15 protein-coding genes are annotated in these 17740 nt (G+C 65.1%); 8 read left to right on the top strand and 7 right to left on the bottom strand.

The genetic code is table 11. The annotated features are described in order from the left end of the window. Positions 1-103: 103 nt before the first annotated feature. Positions 104-559, bottom strand: a complete 456-nt coding sequence (locus ACNPP0_RS17995) for a BPTD_2524 family lipoprotein (protein ID WP_046804510.1) — start codon at positions 557-559, stop codon at positions 104-106. A gap of 137 nt (positions 560-696) precedes the next feature. Between ACNPP0_RS17995 and ACNPP0_RS17990 the strand changes: the two genes are divergently transcribed. Further along, on the top strand, positions 697-2604 hold the full coding sequence (locus tag ACNPP0_RS17990) for a S9 family peptidase (protein ID WP_448706609.1): 1908 nt from the start codon (positions 697-699) through the stop codon (positions 2602-2604). On the opposite strand, the gene ACNPP0_RS17985 is transcribed toward ACNPP0_RS17990, so the two are convergent. Next, positions 2601-3842 (bottom strand): GGDEF domain-containing protein, encoded by a 1242-nt coding sequence (locus ACNPP0_RS17985; protein ID WP_332607387.1) that lies wholly within the window; start codon positions 3840-3842, stop codon positions 2601-2603. The two genes, ACNPP0_RS17990 and ACNPP0_RS17985, sit on opposite strands and share 4 nt — an antisense overlap. A 395-nt stretch (positions 3843-4237) precedes the next feature. Beyond that, entirely contained in the window at positions 4238-5506 is a 1269-nt protein-coding gene (locus ACNPP0_RS17980; protein WP_448706608.1) for an MFS transporter, read from the bottom strand. Between the two features lie 162 nt (positions 5507-5668). On the opposite strand from ACNPP0_RS17980, the gene ACNPP0_RS17975 reads away from it, so the two are divergent. Both ACNPP0_RS17975 and ACNPP0_RS17970 read left to right on the top strand, forming a co-directional pair. Next, complete coding sequence (locus ACNPP0_RS17975) at positions 5669-6469, top strand: AraC family transcriptional regulator (RefSeq protein WP_332607385.1); 801 nt, start codon at positions 5669-5671, stop codon at positions 6467-6469. A 244-nt stretch (positions 6470-6713) separates the two neighbouring features. Then, the gene (locus ACNPP0_RS17970) at positions 6714-9425 is read left to right on the top strand and encodes a penicillin-binding protein 1A (protein WP_448706607.1); all 2712 of its coding nucleotides are present in this window, start codon (positions 6714-6716) and stop codon (positions 9423-9425) included. A gap of 9 nt (positions 9426-9434) precedes the next feature. Here ACNPP0_RS17970 and ACNPP0_RS17965 read toward each other — a convergent pair whose 3' ends face one another. After that, positions 9435-10148: a metallophosphoesterase gene (locus tag ACNPP0_RS17965; RefSeq protein WP_448706606.1), complete on the bottom strand. Its 714-nt coding sequence runs from the start codon at positions 10146-10148 to the stop codon at positions 9435-9437. A 246-nt stretch (positions 10149-10394) separates the two neighbouring features. On the opposite strand from ACNPP0_RS17965, the gene ACNPP0_RS17960 reads away from it, so the two are divergent. Further along, positions 10395-11570, top strand: a complete 1176-nt coding sequence (locus tag ACNPP0_RS17960) for a PepSY-associated TM helix domain-containing protein (protein WP_332607382.1) — start codon at positions 10395-10397, stop codon at positions 11568-11570. Beyond that, positions 11567-11770, top strand: a complete 204-nt coding sequence (locus ACNPP0_RS17955) for a hypothetical protein (RefSeq protein ID WP_332607381.1) — start codon at positions 11567-11569, stop codon at positions 11768-11770. Before ACNPP0_RS17960 ends, ACNPP0_RS17955 begins: the two co-directional genes overlap by 4 nt. Positions 11771-11851: 81 nt before the next feature. Here ACNPP0_RS17955 and ACNPP0_RS17950 read toward each other — a convergent pair whose 3' ends face one another. Next, positions 11852-12679, bottom strand: coding sequence for an aldo/keto reductase (locus ACNPP0_RS17950; RefSeq protein ID WP_448706605.1), 828 nt, complete (start codon positions 12677-12679; stop codon positions 11852-11854). Positions 12680-12940: 261 nt separating this feature from the next. Between ACNPP0_RS17950 and ACNPP0_RS17945 the strand changes: the two genes are divergently transcribed. Further along, entirely contained in the window at positions 12941-14830 is a 1890-nt protein-coding gene (locus ACNPP0_RS17945) for an ABCB family ABC transporter ATP-binding protein/permease (protein ID WP_448706604.1), read from the top strand. A 51-nt stretch (positions 14831-14881) separates the two neighbouring features. After that, positions 14882-15265, top strand: a complete 384-nt coding sequence (locus ACNPP0_RS17940) for a Rieske (2Fe-2S) protein (protein WP_448706603.1) — start codon at positions 14882-14884, stop codon at positions 15263-15265. A gap of 55 nt (positions 15266-15320) precedes the next feature. Here the strand turns inward: ACNPP0_RS17940 and ACNPP0_RS17935 are convergent, their stop codons facing one another. Beyond that, the gene (locus ACNPP0_RS17935; RefSeq protein ID WP_332607376.1) at positions 15321-16304 is read right to left on the bottom strand and encodes a bile acid:sodium symporter family protein; all 984 of its coding nucleotides are present in this window, start codon (positions 16302-16304) and stop codon (positions 15321-15323) included. 111 nt (positions 16305-16415) lie between these two features. Here ACNPP0_RS17935 and ACNPP0_RS17930 point away from each other — a divergent pair, with 111 nt between their 5' ends. Next, positions 16416-17258, top strand: coding sequence for a LysR substrate-binding domain-containing protein (locus tag ACNPP0_RS17930; protein WP_448706602.1), 843 nt, complete (start codon positions 16416-16418; stop codon positions 17256-17258). Between the two features lie 58 nt (positions 17259-17316). On the opposite strand, the gene ACNPP0_RS17925 is transcribed toward ACNPP0_RS17930, so the two are convergent. Next, positions 17317-17637 (bottom strand): hypothetical protein, encoded by a 321-nt coding sequence (locus tag ACNPP0_RS17925; protein WP_448706601.1) that lies wholly within the window; start codon positions 17635-17637, stop codon positions 17317-17319. Positions 17638-17740: the final 103 nt, after the last annotated feature.

The raw sequence follows: 17740 nt of genomic DNA, 5'->3' as shown, positions 1-17740 counted from the left end.
CCACGGCAACGTTCAAGATCATTCGCCGCCGCCCGGGCGGCGACTGAGCGGCGCCGCCAGGGGGCTGACGCGCGCCGACCGGGTTCGGGCCGGCGCGCCGCCCTTAATTGGGCAGGTCGCGCGACGGCTTGACGGGCGGGCGCGGGTCCAGCGGCATGTAAGTGCTGCACGACGTGATGCTGTAGTAGATGGCGTCCTGCATGGCGCGCATCGCGGCGGCGTCCCAGGTGCCCTTGCCCCACATCACAATCTTCACGTCGGTGCTTGCCGGGCCATTGGCCTTGAGGTCCACGCGTGACATTTCGTTGTCGGTGTACGGGGCCAGCACGCGCACCACGCCCGACTGCGCCGCCTCGTTCAGGTCGGACACCACGCGATAGGCGTTGTCGGTGCTGCGCAGGCAGTTGTTCGACTGCCGGATCACGGTGGCGTAGGCGTCCTTGAACGCGACCGGCGCCTTGAATTCGCTGTGCGGGGATGCGCTGTCCTGCGAGATGCCCAGCGAGCAACCCGCCAGGCCCAGCGCCAGCGCCGATGCCGCGACCAGATTCCTGTACATGTAATTCTCCAGATGAATTGCCGCGATTATCCCGCAAACGGCACGGCGGCATAAGTGGGGCCGGTTCGACACCGCCCGCGCGACTATGGCATTATCGACCGCATTGAAATCGCGGAGGTCCTGCCTTGTTTTCCTTCATGACGCGCACCATTCTGGCCGCCAGCATCGTCGGCACCACGCTGGGCGCCTGCGCCACCCAGCCCCCGCCCCGCGCCTATCCCCTGAAGGACTTTTTCCGCAATCCGGAACGCGGCTTCTTCCGCCTGGCCGACGACGGCCGCACGCTGGCCTTCATGCAGCCCACCAGCGTGGACGGCAACCCGGCCCGCATGAACATCTATGTGCAGCCGCTGCAAGGCAGCCAACTGGTGGGCGAGCCCCGCCAACTGACCAGCGAAACCGCGCGCGACATCTCCAACTACTTCTGGAAGGGCGCCGACGTGGTGCTCTATCAAAAGGACTTCGGCGGCGACGAAAACTTCCACGTGCTGGCCGTGAACGCCAAGACGGGCAAGATCACCGACCTGACGCCCTATGAGGGCGCGCGCGCCAGCATCGAAGACGATCTTGAAGACGATCCCGATCACGTCCTGATCAGCCACAACCAACGCAACCCCGAGGTCTTTGACGTCTACCGCGTCAACGTCCACACCGGCGCGGCCGTGCTGGTGGCGCAGAACCCGGGCAACATCGTGGGCTGGCAAACCGACCATGCGGGCAAGGTGCGCGCCGCCGTCACCAGCGACGGCCTGAACACCACCCTGCTCTACCGCGACAACGAAGCGTCCGACTTCCGCCCGCTGATCACCACCGATTACCGCACCAACGTCAGCCCGTCGTTCTTCACGTTCGACGACAAGAAGATCTACGCGCTTAGCAACCGTGGCCGCGACAAGCTGTCGCTGGTGGTCATCGACCCCGCGCAACCCGACGCCGAAGAAGAGATCTTCACGCCCGACACCGTCGACCTGGACGGCGCGGGCTACTCGCGCAAGCGCCGCGTGCTGACGCTGGCCGCCTACCAGACCGACAAGCCGCAATACAAGTTTTTCGACGCGCAGTCCGAAGCGCTGTTCAAGAAACTGTCCGACAAGCTCAAGGGCTATGACATCGCCCTGCAAGGGTCGAACCGCGACGAAACCGTATTCATCGTGGCCGCCTACAACGACCGCACGCCGGGTTCGCGCTACTTGTATGACGCCAATGCCGACACGCTGACCAAGCTGGCCGACATCAACCCGGCCATTCCGGAAGCCGACATGTCGCAAGTGCGGCCCATCAGCTACCAAAGCCGCGACGGCCTGACCATCCACGGCTACCTGACGCTGCCCGCCGGCCGCGATCCCAAGAATCTGCCTTGCATCGTCAACCCGCACGGCGGGCCGTGGGCACGCGACGGCTGGGGCTACAACCCCGAAACCCAATTCCTGGCCAACCGTGGTTTCTGCGTGCTGCAAATGAACTTCCGTGGCTCGACGGGTTATGGCCGCGCGTTCTGGGAAGCCGGCTTCGGGCAATGGGGCCTGAAAATGCAGGACGACATCACCGATGGCGTTCAGTGGCTGGTCAAGCAAGGCATCGCCGACCCCAAGCGCATCGGCATCTATGGCGCCAGTTACGGCGGCTACGCCACGCTGGCCGGCGTGACGTTCACGCCGGACCTGTACGCGGCGGCCGTGGACTACGTGGGCGTGTCCAATCTGTTCACGTTCATGAACTCCATTCCGCCGTACTGGAAGCCCATGCTGGACAAGATGCAGGACATGGTCGGCCACCCCGAACGCGATAAGGACCGGCTGGCCGCGACCTCGCCCGCGCTGCACGCGGACCGGATCAAGACGCCGCTGTTCGTTGCGCAAGGCGCCAAGGACCCGCGCGTGGCCAAGGACGAAAGCGACCAGATGGTGGCGGCGTTGAAGGCGCGCGGCGTTGAAGTGGAATACATGGTCAAGGACAACGAAGGCCACGGTTTCCACAACGACGAAAACAAGTTCGAGTTCTACGAAGCCATGGAAAAGTTCCTGACGGAACACCTCAAGCCTTAGTGCCCCGCGCCTTCATGAGTCACCAGCGGCGCGTTTGCCGCTGGCGCCATGCCCGCCAGCCCGCCTACGTGCACGCGGCCCGCGCCGCGCGCGCCAAACGCCATTTCCACCCGGTCGCGCCCTTGCTCCTTGGCTCGGTATAGCGCCACGTCGGCGCGCGCCAGGATCACATCGGCGCTATCGCCGGGCTGGTACGTCGCCAAGCCACCGCTGGCGGTCATGGGCACTTCCACCCCTTGCAGGTACAGCGGCGTATCGCGTAGCGCATCGCAGACGCGTTGCGCGTGCACCAGCGCACGCGCCGGGTCGCAGTCCACCATCAACAGCACGAATTCCTCGCCCCCCAGGCGGCCGAAGCGGTCGGAGCCGCGCACGGCGTGCTGCGCAACCTTGGCGAAATGGCGCAGTGCGGTGTCGCCCGCCGCATGGCCGTAGCGGTCGTTGATGGATTTGAAATGGTCGATGTCCAGCACCAGCACGGCCAGCGGGCCGCCCGAGCGGCCACAGCGCTGTAATTCGCGTTCCAGTTCATCCAGGATGCTGCGCCGGGAATAGGCGTGCGTCAGGCTGTCGAACGTCAGCGCTGCCTGCATCTGCTCGGATAGCCAGGTCTGCACCAGCAGCAGCAATGCCAGGAACAGCGCCGGCACGGTGACCGAGCCGCACACAATGAAGAACAGCCCCCAGGACGACGGCTCAAGCAAAGACAAAGGCGTCACGAAACCGAAGCCATAGACCGCAACCCGCGTGGCGTGCAGTGCCGCCAGCCCGAATATGGCCAGCATCAGATACAGCGTCACACCCGGCGTGCGAATCTTTGCGCGCTGCTGGTAGATCACCCGCCCGGTCAGCAGCGCGCTGATGCAGGTAAAGCCCGAATTGAGGAGCATGCGTTCTTGCAGGTGGTCCGTGCCATACAGCAGCAGCGCAAAGGCCAGCACACAAGCCGCCGTGACGCCGCAGGTGCGCGCGATATGCGGTCGCAGCCCGAAGAACTGGCGCACGCCTACGTACACCAGGCTGATCGCGCATACCCACGCTGCGTTCGACGCCATGATGTAGGCGCCCGGCGGCACAAGCTTGGCGGCGGCGAAGGCCAGCAGCGCCAGCACGGCCAGCGTGTTGGCGGCAATGAACGCGCGCACGCCCTTCACCCCGCGCGACTGGAACGGCAGCAACAGCGGTAGCGCCAAGGCCGTAGCCAACGCCCACATCAGGAAGAATAAGGAAGTCGTCATGGTTTTCTGCCGGCCGCGCTTCAGGCACGAATGCCGTCGGTTCAGGCCTGCTGTTGCACTGGGTTCATGGATGGATACGCGTTACACGTCAGCATGCTTGATGCTTTTTGTTACCAGAAGGACGAAACGTCGCAGCCTCGATGAACGGCGATACGCCGTAGCGAGGGCGCGACGTTGTCCTGAACCTTTACCTACCGCGCCAAGACGATTGCGCGGCATGTCCAGAAGAATACGCCAAGCCAGGGGCGCCCGGATGCCCCTTTGCAGTATTTGACAGTTAAACCTTTCAGGTGACTGACAATCGAAAGGAACGAGGGGCAAACCCTAGATTAATTATTGTGGTTCGCCCCCGCCAGTCGGCCAAAAGCACTAACCCGGATCAACGCGGGACTGCATCACCGCGGCTTTTCGACGCTGGGCAACAAGATCGCCACTACGCCCAGCAGCGGCAGATACGCGCACACCTGGTACACATAGCCGATGCTGGTGGCGTCGGCCAGCTTGCCCAGCGCGGCCGCCCCCACTCCGCCCATGCCGAACGCAAAGCCAAAGAACAGCCCGGCAATCATGCCGACCTTGCCCGGCACCAATTCCTGCGCGTAGACGACGATGGCGGAAAACGCCGACGCCAGCACCATGCCGATGATCACCACCAGCGCCGCCGTCCAGAACAGATTGGCGTAGGGCAGCAACAAGGTGAACGGCGCCACGCCCAGGATAGACACCCAGATCACGATCTTGCGGCCGATGCGATCGCCCACCGGCCCGCCCACCACCGTGCCCACCGCCACCGCGGCCAGGAACAGGAACAGGTACAACTGGGCCTCGCGCACCGACAAGCCAAACTTGTCGATCAGATAGAACGTGAAATAGCTGTTCAGGCTGGCCAGGTAGAAGTACTTGGAAAATATCAGCACGCCCAACACCGCCAGCGCGCCGATCACCCGATTGCGCGACAGCCCGTTGCCGGCGCCCGCCGCGCGCACGCGCGGCTTCAAGATGACGCGGTTGGCGCTGTACCAACGGCCGATGCCGGTCAGCACCACGATGCCGAACAGCGCCGCGAAGGCAAACCAGGCCACGCTGCGCTGGCCGTGCGGAATGATGAATAGCGCTGCCAGCAGCGGCCCCAGCGCCGACCCCACGTTGCCCCCCACCTGGAACAGCGACTGGGCCAGGCCGTGCCGGCCGCCCGAGGCCATGCGCGCAACCCGCGACGATTCGGGGTGGAACACCGACGACCCCGTGCCGACCAGCACGGCAGCCACCAGGAGCCAGCCGAACGACGGCGCCACCGACAGCAGCAACAGCCCCGCCAGCGTGAAGCTCATCCCCACGGGTAGCGAATACGGCTTGGGATGGCGGTCGGTGTACAGGCCGATAAAGGGTTGCAGCAGCGAGGCCGCCAACTGATAGACCAAGGTGATCAGCCCAATCTGCGCGAACGACAGGCTGAATGAATCCTTCAACATGGGGTAGATGGCCAACAGGATCGACTGGATCATGTCGTTCATCAAATGCGCCACGCTGATCGCGCCCAGCACTTTATAGGCGGTAGATGACGCGGCGGATGGGGCGGAGGCCGGCGCGGAGAGTGGCGCGGCGGCAGGCGCGGGCACGTTGGCGTCCGACATGCCGGCAATGGGATTCTGGGCGGGAGTCATGGGCGGCTTTTGCGATTGGGTTGTGGTTGGCTGACAGCCAAAGCCAGCCATCAGTGTAGAAACCGGCCACGGCGAGGATCTGCCAATTTTCATCGAGCAAGTGACAAAATAGCGCCACCCTGCCCGCCGTCGCGGCGTCATCCTTTGGTTGGAAGTGACATCATGGCCACCCGTCTTGCCCCGCCCGACCCCGCCCGCAGCATCAACGCGCAGGACTACCAGGATCGCCCGCGCGTCGTCACCGCGTTGGCCAAGGAATTTCGAGCGGGCGCGCAGACGGGCGCGCACTCGCATCCGCGCGCGCAGCTGATCTACGCGGCCGAAGGCGTGATGCGGGTCACCACGCCCAGCGGCCTCTGGGCGCTGCCGCCGCTGCGCGCGCTGTGGGTGCCGGCCGGGGTGCCTCATGGCGTCGACATGGTGGGCGCCGTGTCGATGCGCTCGCTGTACATCCAGGCCGATGCCGCCGCCGCCTTCTGGCCGCAACCCCAGGTGGTGGAAGTAAGCGGGCTGCTGCGCGAACTGATCCTGACGCTGACGGCCGAGCCCATCGACTATCCGCTGGGCGGCCGGGCCGAACAGGTCGCCGCGCTGATCCTGTCCGAACTGGCGGCCGCGCGCGTGCTTCCCATCCAGATCCCGTGGCCGCGCGACCGCCGCTTGCAGACCATCTGCGCGGCCATCCTGGACCGGCCCGGCCTGCAACGCGGCATGGAAGCCTGGGGCAGCCAGGTGGGCGCCAGCGCGCGCACGCTGATCCGGCTGTTCCAGGCCGAACTGGGCCTGAATTACCGGCAATGGGTGCAGCAGGTGCGCCTGGCGGACGCGGTCTGCCGATTGTCGGAAGGGGTGCCCGTGGCGCGCATCGCCGCCGACCTGGGATACCGCAGCCCCAGCGCGTTCAGCGCCATGTTCCACCGTGCGTTGGGCGCGCCGCCGCAGCGGTATCAACAGGGCTCTTGACACCTTACCGAAAGCTGAATCGCAACACGCGCATGCAACCGGCCTTGCTGTTTGTCACCGCGCGCAATACATTTCACAGCGCAATTCCCGTCGCTCGCGCGCGCAAGCCGCGTCGCGCGTATGCTAGACCCCGTCCCTATATCTACAGCGGCACACGCCCCCCACCTGGCTTCGGCAAGTTTGGTTACTGAAACCTTATGACGCCATGGCCGGTCTATAGCGTTCTGTCCTAGAATCGCCTGCAATGAGCACCCCCCAGCAATCCTCCGCCACCCCGGGCGGCAAATCGGGCCTTCCCTGGAAACGCATCCTGGTCAAGACGGGCATCGTCGCGGCTGGCGTCGGCGCGTGCGGCGCCGTCGTGCTTGGGCTGGCACTGGCCCTGGCCTGGCCCAGCCTGCCCGACCTGCACGCCATGACCGACTACCGGCCGCGTGTGCCGCTGCGCATCTACACGGCCGACAAGGTGCTGATCGGCGAGTACGGCGAAGAGCACCGCAACGTGCTGCGGTTCGACGAGATTCCGCCGGTGATGCGCCAGGCCGTGCTGGCCGCTGAAGACGACCGCTTCTACAGCCACGGCGGCGTGGATTGGATGGGCGTGGCGCGCGCGGTGCTGACCAACGTGGTCAAGGGCTCGAAGTCGCAAGGCGGCAGCACGATCACGATGCAGGTGGCGCGCAATTTCTATCTGTCTTCCGAGAAGACGTATTCGCGCAAGCTGTACGAGCTGCTGCTCACGTTCAAGATCGAAAACGAGCTGACCAAGGACCAGATCCTTGAGCTCTACATGAACCAGATCTACCTGGGGCACCGCGCCTATGGCTTCGCGGCCGCGTCGCGCGCCTACTTCGGCAAGCCGCTGTCGGAAGTGACCCCGGCGGAAGCCGCCATGCTGGCCGGCATCCCCAAGGCCCCGTCGCGCTTTAACCCCATCACCAATTTCCCGCGTGCCGAGATCCGCCAGCACTACGTGCTGGGCCGCATGAAGACGCTGGGCTACATCACGCCCGAGCAGGCCGACGAAGCGCTCAAGCAACGCCTGACAATCCGCGGCGCCGACGGCACCAGCGCGCGCGGCTTCGCGGTGCACGGCGATTACCCGTCGGAACTGGCGCGCCAGTTGATGTATGGCGTGTTCCAGGAAGAAACGTATTCCAAGGGCATCGACGTCTACACGACCATCGATTCCAAGGCCCAGGAAGCTGCCTACCGCGCGGTGCGCGATGGCGTCATGGACTACACGCGCCGCGCCGTGTATCCCGGGCCGGAAGACCAGATCGATTTGCCTGACGGCGTTGAAAGCGATGCGCAAGCGCTGGACGAGATTCTGGACGGCGTGCAGGACAAGACGCCGGACAGCGAAGACCTGCTGGCGGCCGTGGTGCTGTCGGCCAGCCCTACCGAGGTGAAGGTGGCCCGCAGCGCGCGCGACATCATCACCATTTCGGACAAGAAGGCCCTGGCCGTGGTGGCCCGCGCCTTGAACCCGAAGGCCGGCGACAGCCAGCGCATCCGTCGCGGTTCGGTCGTGTACATCCACAAGACGGGCGGCAAGGACAGCGACACCTGGGAAATCATCAACATGCCGGCGCTGCAAGCGGCGCTGGTGTCGATGGCGCCCCAGGACGGCGCGATCCGCGCCATGATCGGCGGCTTTGACTACAACCGGGGCAACTTCAACCGCGTGACGCAGGCTTGGCGCCAGCCCGGTTCGAACATCAAGCCTTTTGTCTATGCCGCCGCCCTGGAACGCGGCTTTACCCCCGCTACGCAGATCTCGGACCAGCCGTTCATGTTGACGGCCGCGCAAACGGGCTCCAAGGACTGGCAGCCCAAGAACGACGGCAACAAGTACGAACCGATGCTGACGTTGCGCCAAGGCTTGTACCGGTCCAAGAACATGGTGTCGATCCGCATTCTGCAAGCGATTTCGCCGCAGTACGCGCAGGACTATCTGACCCGTTTCGGCTTTGACAAATCGCGCTGGCCGGCGGTGTTGCCGCTGGCGCTGGGCGCGGGTGGCGCCACGCCGTTGCAGGTGGTCAATGGCTATGGCGTCTTCGCCAACGGCGGTTATCGCGTGACGCCGTATCTGGTGGACCACGTTACCGACCGTTCTGGCAAGGTGCTGATGCAGGCCCAACCGGTCAAGGCGGGCGACGAGGCGGCGCGCGCCATCGACCCGCGCACCGCCTGGGTCATGGACGACATCCTGCGCGGCGTGACGACCAGCGGCACGGCCGCGCGCGCGCATCAGGTCCTGAAGCGCAACGACGTGGGCGGCAAGACGGGCACCACGAATGATGCGGTGGACGTCTGGTTCTCGGGCTTCACGCCTGATCTGGCCACGACCGTCTGGATGGGCTTTGACCAGCCCAAGTCCCTGGGCACCAACGAATTCGGCAGCGGCCTGGCGTTGTCCACGTGGCTGGACTACATGCAGCCGGTATTGAAGGGCATGCCCGAAGCCAAGCAGCCGCCCCGTCCGGACGGGCTGTTGGTGGATAACGGCGAATACTATTTTGCGGAATTCCCGCCCGGGCAGGCGGTGGCTTCGCTGGATTTGTCGTCGGGTGATGCGCTGACCGATTTCCTGAACAACAACCGCAGCACCGACGGGGTGGATACGTCTGTCAAGCCGCTGCCGGCCCCGGGTGGTGCCGTGCTGCCGCAAAATTCGAACAACGGCGCGGTGCAGCCGCCGTTGCAGCCCCTTCAGGCACCCAACGCCGCGAATGTCGCACCGGCAGCGATGGCGGGTGTAGCGACTTCTGGATTACCGGCAGCGGGCATACCGGCTTCGGGCGTACCGGCATCGGGCGTACCGGCTTCGGGCGTACCGGCATCGGGCGTACCGGCTTCGGGCATACCGGCATCGGGCAGCGCTGACGATGCTGCTGCCCGCGCAAGCGCGGTATCCACGTCCAGCTCGGTCATCGCGCGGCCTCTGTAACCGGCCGACCTACTCCTCTACCGCCAGTTCCGTCACGACCTCGTGCGGCCAGGCGGTCAGCGATTCCAGGTCCAGGAACGTGAAGAAGCCGGACCGCCAGCCCTCGGTATCGATGTGATAGACGTTGCCCAGGACCAGCGGCGCGGCCACCGGCGTGTGCCCGGCCACCACCGCCCGCACGCCCTGGATGCCCGTGCGGTTCATCTGCCGCAAGCGGTCGCGTGACCACTGGCACGCCGCGCTGGTGCGTTTGTAGCGATCCTGCAGCGCGAATTCAAGGCGGGGCCAGAACAGCACCGGGCAATCCGCATGCAGCAGGCCCACCGCCCCCTCGCGCGTCTCGACCTCGATAGCGATGGGCAGCTTGGCAAACGCGTCGGCAAACACTTGCTGCTGGTCGGCAGGCAGGTCCAGAAACCAGCCGCCGCCGTAACCGCGCCAGTTGATCACGTCCACCTGCCCCGTACGCACGTGGCGAATCGCATAGTCTTCGTGGTTGCCCTGCACCGCGAAAAACCAGGGTTGGGCCAGCCAGTGCAGCGCGGCCTCGCTTTCAGGCCCGCGATCAACCAGGTCGCCCACGGAAAACAGCCGGTCGCGAGCCGGGTCGAAACCCAGCCGGTCCAGGCTTTCCTGCAAACGCGAAAAATGCCCGTGCACGTCGCCTACCGCGAAATCGCGGCCGCGCTCGTTGCGCGGAACTTTTAAAAATCGCTGCTCCATGATGCTTCTCGACTGCCCGTTGCGGGGCGGGCAAGACCCGTCCCTTGAAACAAACCGTGGCGGCTCGCGCCCGGTCACTCCCGACCTGTCTTTTTAACCCGCTTTAGTTGACGCCGGCCTTGCACCCCTGGCCATCCGGGGGTCAAATATTCCGTTACGAGAATCGCTATTATTCGTGATAATGTTCCGCCTTCCTCACAAACAGCTTAAAGGAGGCCGCGCGCGCCGCCGCCCCCTTCCGCCGCCATGACAGCCGCGTCCACCATTAAAACCTGGTATTGGATCCACAAGTGGACCAGCCTTGTCTGCACCATCTTCCTGCTCATCATCTGCCTGACGGGCTTGCCGCTGGTCTTTCATCACGAAATCGAACACTGGCTGGATGACGCCAAGCCGCTGTCCGACGTGCCGGCCAATACGCCGCCCGCCAACCTGGACAAGCTGGTCTCCAGCGCGTTGACCCTGTATCCGGGCGAAGTGGTTGATTACCTTTTCTTCGACCCGGACGAACCCCAGGTGTATGTCGGCATGGCCAAAAAACCGGGCGATGGCCAGGCGTCCGGGCACGCGGTCCGCATGGATGGCCGCACCGGCGACGTGCTGCTTGAAGGCCCGCTATATACCGAAGACAAGTTCTCGTTCATGGGCATCATGCTGGCCCTGCATGTGGATTTGTTTGCCGGCCTGCCCGGCGAATTGTTCCTGGGCTTCATGGGGCTGCTGTTCTGTGTGGCTATCGTGTCGGGCGTGGTGTTGTACGGCCCGTTCATGAAAAAGCTGGAGTTCGGCACTGTTCGCGCTGCCCGGTCCACGCGCCTGAAGTGGCTGGACCTGCACAACCTGCTGGGCATCGTGACGCTGGTGTGGGCCTTCGTGGTGGGCTTTACCGGCGTCATCAACGAACTGTCCACCCCGTTGTTCCGTCTGTGGCAGTCCACTGAATTGGTCCGCATTCTGGAACCCTACAAGGGGCAGACCGTGCCCACGCAGCTGGCCTCGGCGCAGCTGGCGGCCGACACGGCCAAGAAAGCCATGCCGGGCAACGAGGTGTCGTTCATCGCCTTCCCGGGCAACGCCTTCGGCAGCCCGCACCACTACATCGCCTGGATGCGCGGCGATACGCCGCTGACTTCGAAGCTGAACACGCCTGTGCTGGTCGACGGCAGAACCGGCGAACTGACCACCGTGGCCAAGATGCCGTGGTACCTGACCGCGCTGGAAGTGTCGCGCCCCCTGCACTTTGGCGATTACGCAGGCCTGCCGCTGAAGATCATCTGGGCCTTGCTTGACCTCATCACCATCGTGGTGCTGGTCAGCGGCCTGTACCTGTGGATTGCGCGGCGCCGCGCCACCGAGGCGCGCATCAACGAGCTGGTGAAAAAGCATCAGGCCGCCGCCGCCCCGCAAAGGACCCCCGCATGAGCCCCCGCCACGCCAAAGGCCGCGGCGGTCGCGGCTTCATGTTCGTATGGGGCGCGCCCATCCTGCTAGGCGTGCTCAGCGTCTTCGGCCTGCTGGCCGCGCTGTTGGGCACGGGCGCCTGGCACTGGGCGTCGTGGATCACGCTGACCATCCTGCTGGTGGTCATCGTCCGCTACTGGGTGTTCCCGCTGAAGCACTAGGCCGGCCATGGGGCCCCGCAGCCCCATTCCCGCGCCGTGTCCGGGGCCTTGGGTCTTGTGCCAGACCCTGCCCCCGGCCGGCTATCGGCCGAACTGTTCCGGATCAGGCCCCAGCCGCGCGCCGTTCTTGATGCCGTCGATCGCGGCCATCTCATCCGCTGACAATTCAAAATCAAAAATGTCGATGTTCTCGCGGATGCGGGCGGGCGTGACCGACTTCGGAATCACGATAAGACCGCTTTGCACGTGCCAGCGCAGCGTGATCTGCGCGGGTGACTTGCCGTGCTTGGCCGCCAGGTCCACGATCACTTTTTCCTTCGTCACGCCGCCCTGTGCCAGTGGGCTCCAGGATTCGGTGGCGATGCCGTGCTTGGCGTGGAAAGCCCGCAGGTCGGCCTGGGCGAAGCCCGGATGCAGCTCGATCTGGTTCACCGCCGGCGTGACGCCGGACGCTTCGATCAGCTGTTGCAGATTGGCCTGCGTGAAGTTGGACACACCGATCGAACGCGCGCGGCCGTCTGCCTTCATTTCGACCATCGCGCGCCAGGCATCCAGGAATTGGGTGCTGCCCGCCACCGGCCAGTGGATCAGGTACAGGTCCACATAAGCCAAGCCCAGCTTTTCCAGACTTTCGTCCATGGCCTTGTGCGCGTCGTCATAGCCGTGCTTGTCGTTCCACAGCTTGGTGGTGATGAACAGGTCCTTACGCGCCACGCCCGACGCGCGCAGCCCCGCGCCCACACCTGCCTCGTTGCCGTAGATGGCCGCCGTGTCCACCGACCGGTAGCCGGCCGCCAAGGCTTCCTTGACGCTGGCGGCCGCCTGGTCGTCGGGCACCTGCCAAACGCCCAGCCCCAATTGCGGGATGTTGCTGCCGTCGTTCAATTTCACTGCGGGTACCTTCGCCATAAGCCCTCCGAAACGTGCAACGCAACGCTCGCGCGGCGAATACGCGCCAGGTCGCGCAATCCAGGGGCACAGCCCGGCCAACCCCGGATTGAAGAGATAAAAAAGCGGGCTTGCCGAGCTGCGCCCGCATTGCGATACCGGTCTGACATCCCCAGGCAATGGTCCGTAAATACCAGGGGTTATCACCCAAATAATAGCGCCCGTGCCGGATAATGCCCTTCACACCGCTCCACCCCCCGCTTTCGCCCCCCAAGGCCAGCCATGAATTCCCCTGACGCGCCCCCGAAGAATCGCGGCGGTTTTTCCACCTTGCGTACCCTGTTCCCGTACTTGTGGCCGCCCGGCAAGACCGGCCTGAAGGTGCGCGTCGTGGCCGCATTGCTGTGCCTGTTCGCGGCCAAGGCGGCCACCGTCTATGTGCCGCTGATCTACAAACACGCCATCGACGAACTGGGCAAGGGCGCGCCCGGCGCGGTGACGGTGCCACTGGGCCTGATCCTGGCCTATGGCACCGCGCGCGTGTTGTCGCTGCTGTTCTCGGAATTGCGCGACGCCATCTTCGCCCGCGTCGGCCAGCACGCCATCCGCGCGGTGGGCTTGCAGATCTTTCGCCACCTGCATGCGTTGGCGTTGCGTTTTCACCTGTCGCGCCAGACCGGCGGGCTGACACGGGCCATCGAACGCGGCACCAAGGGCATCCAGACGCTGCTGTCGTTTTTGCTGTTCAACATCCTGCCCACGTTCTTTGAAATCGGGCTGGTGTGTATTGTGCTGTGGAAGATGTTCGACATCTGGCTGGCCGCGGCCACCGGCGCCACCGTCATCCTGTACATGGCCTACACGCTTGCGGTGACGGAATGGCGCGCCAAGTTCCGACGCCAGATGAACGAAACCGATTCAGAAGCCAACACCAAGGCCATTGAAAGCCTGTTGAACTACGAGACGGTCAAGTACTTTGGCAATGAAGAGCATGAGGCGCGCCGCTACGACGCTTCCCTGACGCGCTACGAGCGCGCCGCCGTGCGCAGCCAGGTCAGCTTGTCGATTCTGAACGTGGGCCAGGCCGCGATCATTTCGGTGGGCTTGACGCTGGTGATGTGGATGGCCGCCACCGGCATCGCCCAGGGCCGCTACACGCTGGGCGACTTTGTCCTGGTCAACACCTACCTGTTGCAGCTGTACCAGCCCCTGAGCTTCTTCGGCTTCATCTACCGCGAAATCAAGCAGGCCATGATCGACATGGAACGCATGTTCGAACTCTTGGGGCAGGACCGCGAGGTGGCCGACCGCCCCGACGCCCAGCCGCTGCGCGTGGCGGGCGGCGAAGTGGAATTTCGCGACGTGTATTTTGGCTATGACGCGCGCCGCCCCATCTTGAAGGGCGTGAGCTTCACCATTGCGGCGGGCAAGACCGTGGCGGTGGTCGGCACGTCGGGCGCCGGCAAATCCACCATCGCCCGCCTGCTGTTCCGCTTCTACGACGCGGACAGCGGCGCCATCCTGGTGGACGGCCAGGACGTGCGCAACGTCACGCAGGCCAGTCTGCGCGCCGCGATCGGCGTGGTGCCGCAGGACACGGTGCTGTTCAACGACACCATTCACTACAACATCGGCTACGGCCGACCCGGCGCGACCGACGCCGAGATCGAAGCCGCGGCGCGCCTGGCGCACATCCACGACCTGATCATGACCATGCCGGACGGCTACCAGACCATGGTGGGCGAGCGCGGGCTGAAATTGTCGGGCGGGGAAAAGCAGCGCGTGGCCATCGCCCGCACCATCTTGAAGAACCCGGCCATTTTCCTGTTCGACGAGGCCACCAGCGCGCTGGACACCCACACCGAGCGCGAGATTCAGGCGAACCTGCGCGAAGTCAGCCAAGGCCGCAGCACGCTCATCATCGCGCACCGCCTGTCCACCGTGGCCGACGCCGACGAGATCATCGTGCTGTCCGAAGGGCGCATCATCGAACGCGGGCGCCATCCGCAGTTGCTGGCGCAACGCGGCGTGTACGCGGGGATGTGGGCGCGCCAGCAGGACGGCGCCGCATCAAATGAAGACGCCGACGCTGCGTCAAACGAAGACGCCGACGTTGGCGACGCCCCGGCCGGCGGGCCGGCGAACAGCCCGGGGAACCGCCCGGCGGATTGACAAGCCCCGCCGCCCTGACCGAACATCGCACCCTTTCGTAAAAGGCCCGCCATGCAGGAACCCTCACTTGCCTCCGAAGTCCGCGTCTGTGCGGCATCCGACCTGGCCAACGGCGGCCTGGGCGTCAAAGTGCCGGTATCCGACGGCGCTGGTCAGACCACCGCCTTTTTCGTCCGTTATCAGGACCGCGTGCATGGCTACCTGAACCGCTGTGCCCACGTGGGCGTGGAACTGGACTGGGAAGGCAGCTTCTTCACCCGCGCGGGTGACCTCATCATGTGCGCGCGCCATGGCGCGACCTATCAGCCCGACACCGGACTATGCGTCGGTGGGCCGTGCAAGAACGGGCGACTGACCGCGCTGACGGTGTCGGAACGCGATGGCGCCGTGTACTGGCATCCCACGGGCAAGATCGTTCCACGCGACGGCGGCTGACAGCGGACGTTGGCGGCTTGCGCAGGCGTTTTACCACGACCGCCGCCATTGCCGACTACGCCCCCGCCACGGCAGCCTGTGCCGGCGGCTGCCGTTCCGCATAGCGTCGTGCCAACACGGCGCACACCATCAGCTGCATCTGGTGAAAGATCATCAAGGGCAGCACCACCACGCCCATCTGCGACGTGCCAAACAGCACGGTGGCCAGCGGAATGCCGGACGCCAGTGACTTCTTCGACCCGCAGAATACCAGCGTGATTTCGTTCTCTTTGGACAGGCCCAGCTTGCGGCTGCCCCACGTCGTAATCACCAGCACCGAGCCCAGCAGCAATGCATTGACCAGCACCATCGTGGCCAGATCGATCGCCGGAAACGCGTGCCAGATGCCCTGCGCCACGGCTTCGCTAAAGGCCGTGTAAACGGCCAGCAAAATCGAACTGCGATCCACCTTGGACAGGGTGCGGTTGTTGCGCTGCGCCCAGGCGCCGATCCACGGCCGCAACAGGCTGCCCACCGCAAACGGCAGCAGCAGCTGCAACAGGATGCGGCCCGCGTCAGCCAGCCCGTGCCCGCCGCCCTGCCGATGCAGCAACACCGCCACCAGCAACGGCGTCAACACGGTGCCCAGCAAGTTGGACGCGGTAGCCGCGCAAATGGCGCCCGGCACGTTGCCCCGCGCCATTGACGTGAAGGCAATGGAAGACTGCACCGTGGAAGACAGCGTGCACACGAACAGCACGCCCAACCACAGCGAAGGCGTCAGCAGCCCCGGGAACAAGGCCCGCAAGCCCAGCCCCAGCGCGGGAAACAGGATGAAGGTGCAGGCCAGGATCAAGGCATGCAGGCGCACGTCTTTGACGCCCGCCACGATGGCATCCGTGGAAAGGCGCGCGCCGTGCAGGAAGAACAGCAGCGATATCGCCACGTTGCTGGCCACCATCATGAACGTGGCGCCCCTGCCCACGGCAGGGAAAAAACTGGCGAACGCCACGGTGGCGATCAGGATCAGGGTGAATTGGTCAGGTAAAAAGCGGCGCATGGCTAGGTTTCCAGGAAATTACGGAAAACTATAGGCGGGCCGCTTGCTATCGTGAAGCCCATTGATTACTTTGACTGTCATCGAAAAGTCCTATAACCATATCGGCGCGACATGCTTAATCCCTTGTGGCTCAAGACCTTCACGGTGGCCGCCGGCGCCCCCAGCTTTACCGAAGCCGCCCGCCGCCTGGGCCTGACGCAGCCCACCGTCAGCGAACATATCCGCCAACTGGAACAGTCCGTGAACCGGCGCCTGTTCCTGCGCGACACGCATTCGCTGGCGTTGACCAGCGACGGCCGCAGCCTGCTGGTGCACGCCGAGATCATTCTTGACGCGCACGAACGCGCCGCGCGGCTGTTCGATGCGCCGCGCCTGCGCGGTCGCGTGCGGCTGGGCACGTCGGACGACCTGGCGATGGGGCCGCTGCCCGAGGTGCTGGCCGCGTTTCGGCTGGCGCATCCCGAGGTGGAACTGGACCTGACCATCGGCGTCACCAGCGAGCTTTACAAACTGCTGGACGACAGCGAGCTGGACGTGATGATCGGCAAGCGGCGGCGCGGCGATCGCCGGGGGCAGACGCTGCACAAGGAAGCGCTGCTGTGGCGCGCCAAGGAAGGCCTGCGGTTCGCGGCGGACGCGCCGCTGCCGTTGATATTGCTGCGCGAGCCCAGCGTGACGCGTACGCTGACGCTGGACGCCCTGGCGCGCGCCGGGCGCAGCTGGCAGATCGTGTGCACCAGCACCAGCTACGCGGGCTGCCAAGCGGCCGCGCGGGCGGGGCTGGGCATTACCGTGCAGCCTTCGCATCTGTCCACGGCAGGGCTGGCCGTGCCGGGCGGCGCGACGCCATTGCCGCCCTTGCCGCAGGTGGAATTCATCGTCATCTCGGCGCCCGCGCCCAACAAACCCACGCGCGCGCTGACCAACATCCTGATGCGCAGCACCTTGACCTGACGGTGCTGCAAGCTGCGGCGGCAGCGGGCCGTCAATGCCCGCCCGCCCCGCCCCATGCTTATTCCGGCAACGGATCCGGCACGCCGTCTTCGTCCACGCTGGTCACGCGGTCCAGCGCATTGCGCGCGGCGGACATCGCTTCGATCGCGCTGCGAAAGCGGCGGCTGACAAAAATCTCGAACGGCTGGCCTTCGGGCGGCGCCGGGGCCGGGGCCGGCTCGGCGCCATCGGGGTCCAGCACCTGCTGCGCATCGGCTTCGCCTTCCTTGACCTTGGCCACCAGGCGCCGCGTCTCCAAGAACGCCCGAGGCGGCGTGCGCCCCTCGGGTTGCGTCGCGTACGCCACCACCGAAAATCCGTTGATCTTCTTCTCTAGCATTACGGTTCCCTTGCGCCGCGGCCACCGTTGGCGCAGCGTGTTCCTAGCGACAACGGCGCGGCAAACGGAAACTTAAGCGGTAGGCAAAAAGCCGGCGTTGATC

Source organism: Achromobacter semiaridum, assembly GCF_053543755.1.
Note: the sequence above shows the minus strand (reverse complement) of the source record. Positions and strands in the feature narration are given on the sequence as shown.

Coding starts and splice junctions, on each gene's coding strand:
- ACNPP0_RS17995 (WP_046804510.1), bottom strand. CDS start 559: ATGTACAGGAATCTGGTCGCGGCATCGGCGCTGGCGCTGGGCCTGGCG.
- ACNPP0_RS17990 (WP_448706609.1), top strand. CDS start 697: ATGACGCGCACCATTCTGGCCGCCAGCATCGTCGGCACCACGCTGGGC.
- ACNPP0_RS17950 (WP_448706605.1), bottom strand. CDS start 12,679: ATGGCGAAGGTACCCGCAGTGAAATTGAACGACGGCAGCAACATCCCG.
- ACNPP0_RS17975 (WP_332607385.1), top strand. CDS start 5,669: ATGGCCACCCGTCTTGCCCCGCCCGACCCCGCCCGCAGCATCAACGCG.
- ACNPP0_RS17980 (WP_448706608.1), bottom strand. CDS start 5,506: ATGACTCCCGCCCAGAATCCCATTGCCGGCATGTCGGACGCCAACGTG.
- ACNPP0_RS17970 (WP_448706607.1), top strand. CDS start 6,714: ATGAGCACCCCCCAGCAATCCTCCGCCACCCCGGGCGGCAAATCGGGC.
- ACNPP0_RS17985 (WP_332607387.1), bottom strand. CDS start 3,842: ATGACGACTTCCTTATTCTTCCTGATGTGGGCGTTGGCTACGGCCTTG.
- ACNPP0_RS17960 (WP_332607382.1), top strand. CDS start 10,395: ATGACAGCCGCGTCCACCATTAAAACCTGGTATTGGATCCACAAGTGG.
- ACNPP0_RS17925 (WP_448706601.1), bottom strand. CDS start 17,637: ATGCTAGAGAAGAAGATCAACGGATTTTCGGTGGTGGCGTACGCGACG.
- ACNPP0_RS17945 (WP_448706604.1), top strand. CDS start 12,941: ATGAATTCCCCTGACGCGCCCCCGAAGAATCGCGGCGGTTTTTCCACC.
- ACNPP0_RS17965 (WP_448706606.1), bottom strand. CDS start 10,148: ATGGAGCAGCGATTTTTAAAAGTTCCGCGCAACGAGCGCGGCCGCGAT.
- ACNPP0_RS17935 (WP_332607376.1), bottom strand. CDS start 16,304: ATGCGCCGCTTTTTACCTGACCAATTCACCCTGATCCTGATCGCCACC.
- ACNPP0_RS17940 (WP_448706603.1), top strand. CDS start 14,882: ATGCAGGAACCCTCACTTGCCTCCGAAGTCCGCGTCTGTGCGGCATCC.
- ACNPP0_RS17955 (WP_332607381.1), top strand. CDS start 11,567: ATGAGCCCCCGCCACGCCAAAGGCCGCGGCGGTCGCGGCTTCATGTTC.
- ACNPP0_RS17930 (WP_448706602.1), top strand. CDS start 16,416: ATGCTTAATCCCTTGTGGCTCAAGACCTTCACGGTGGCCGCCGGCGCC.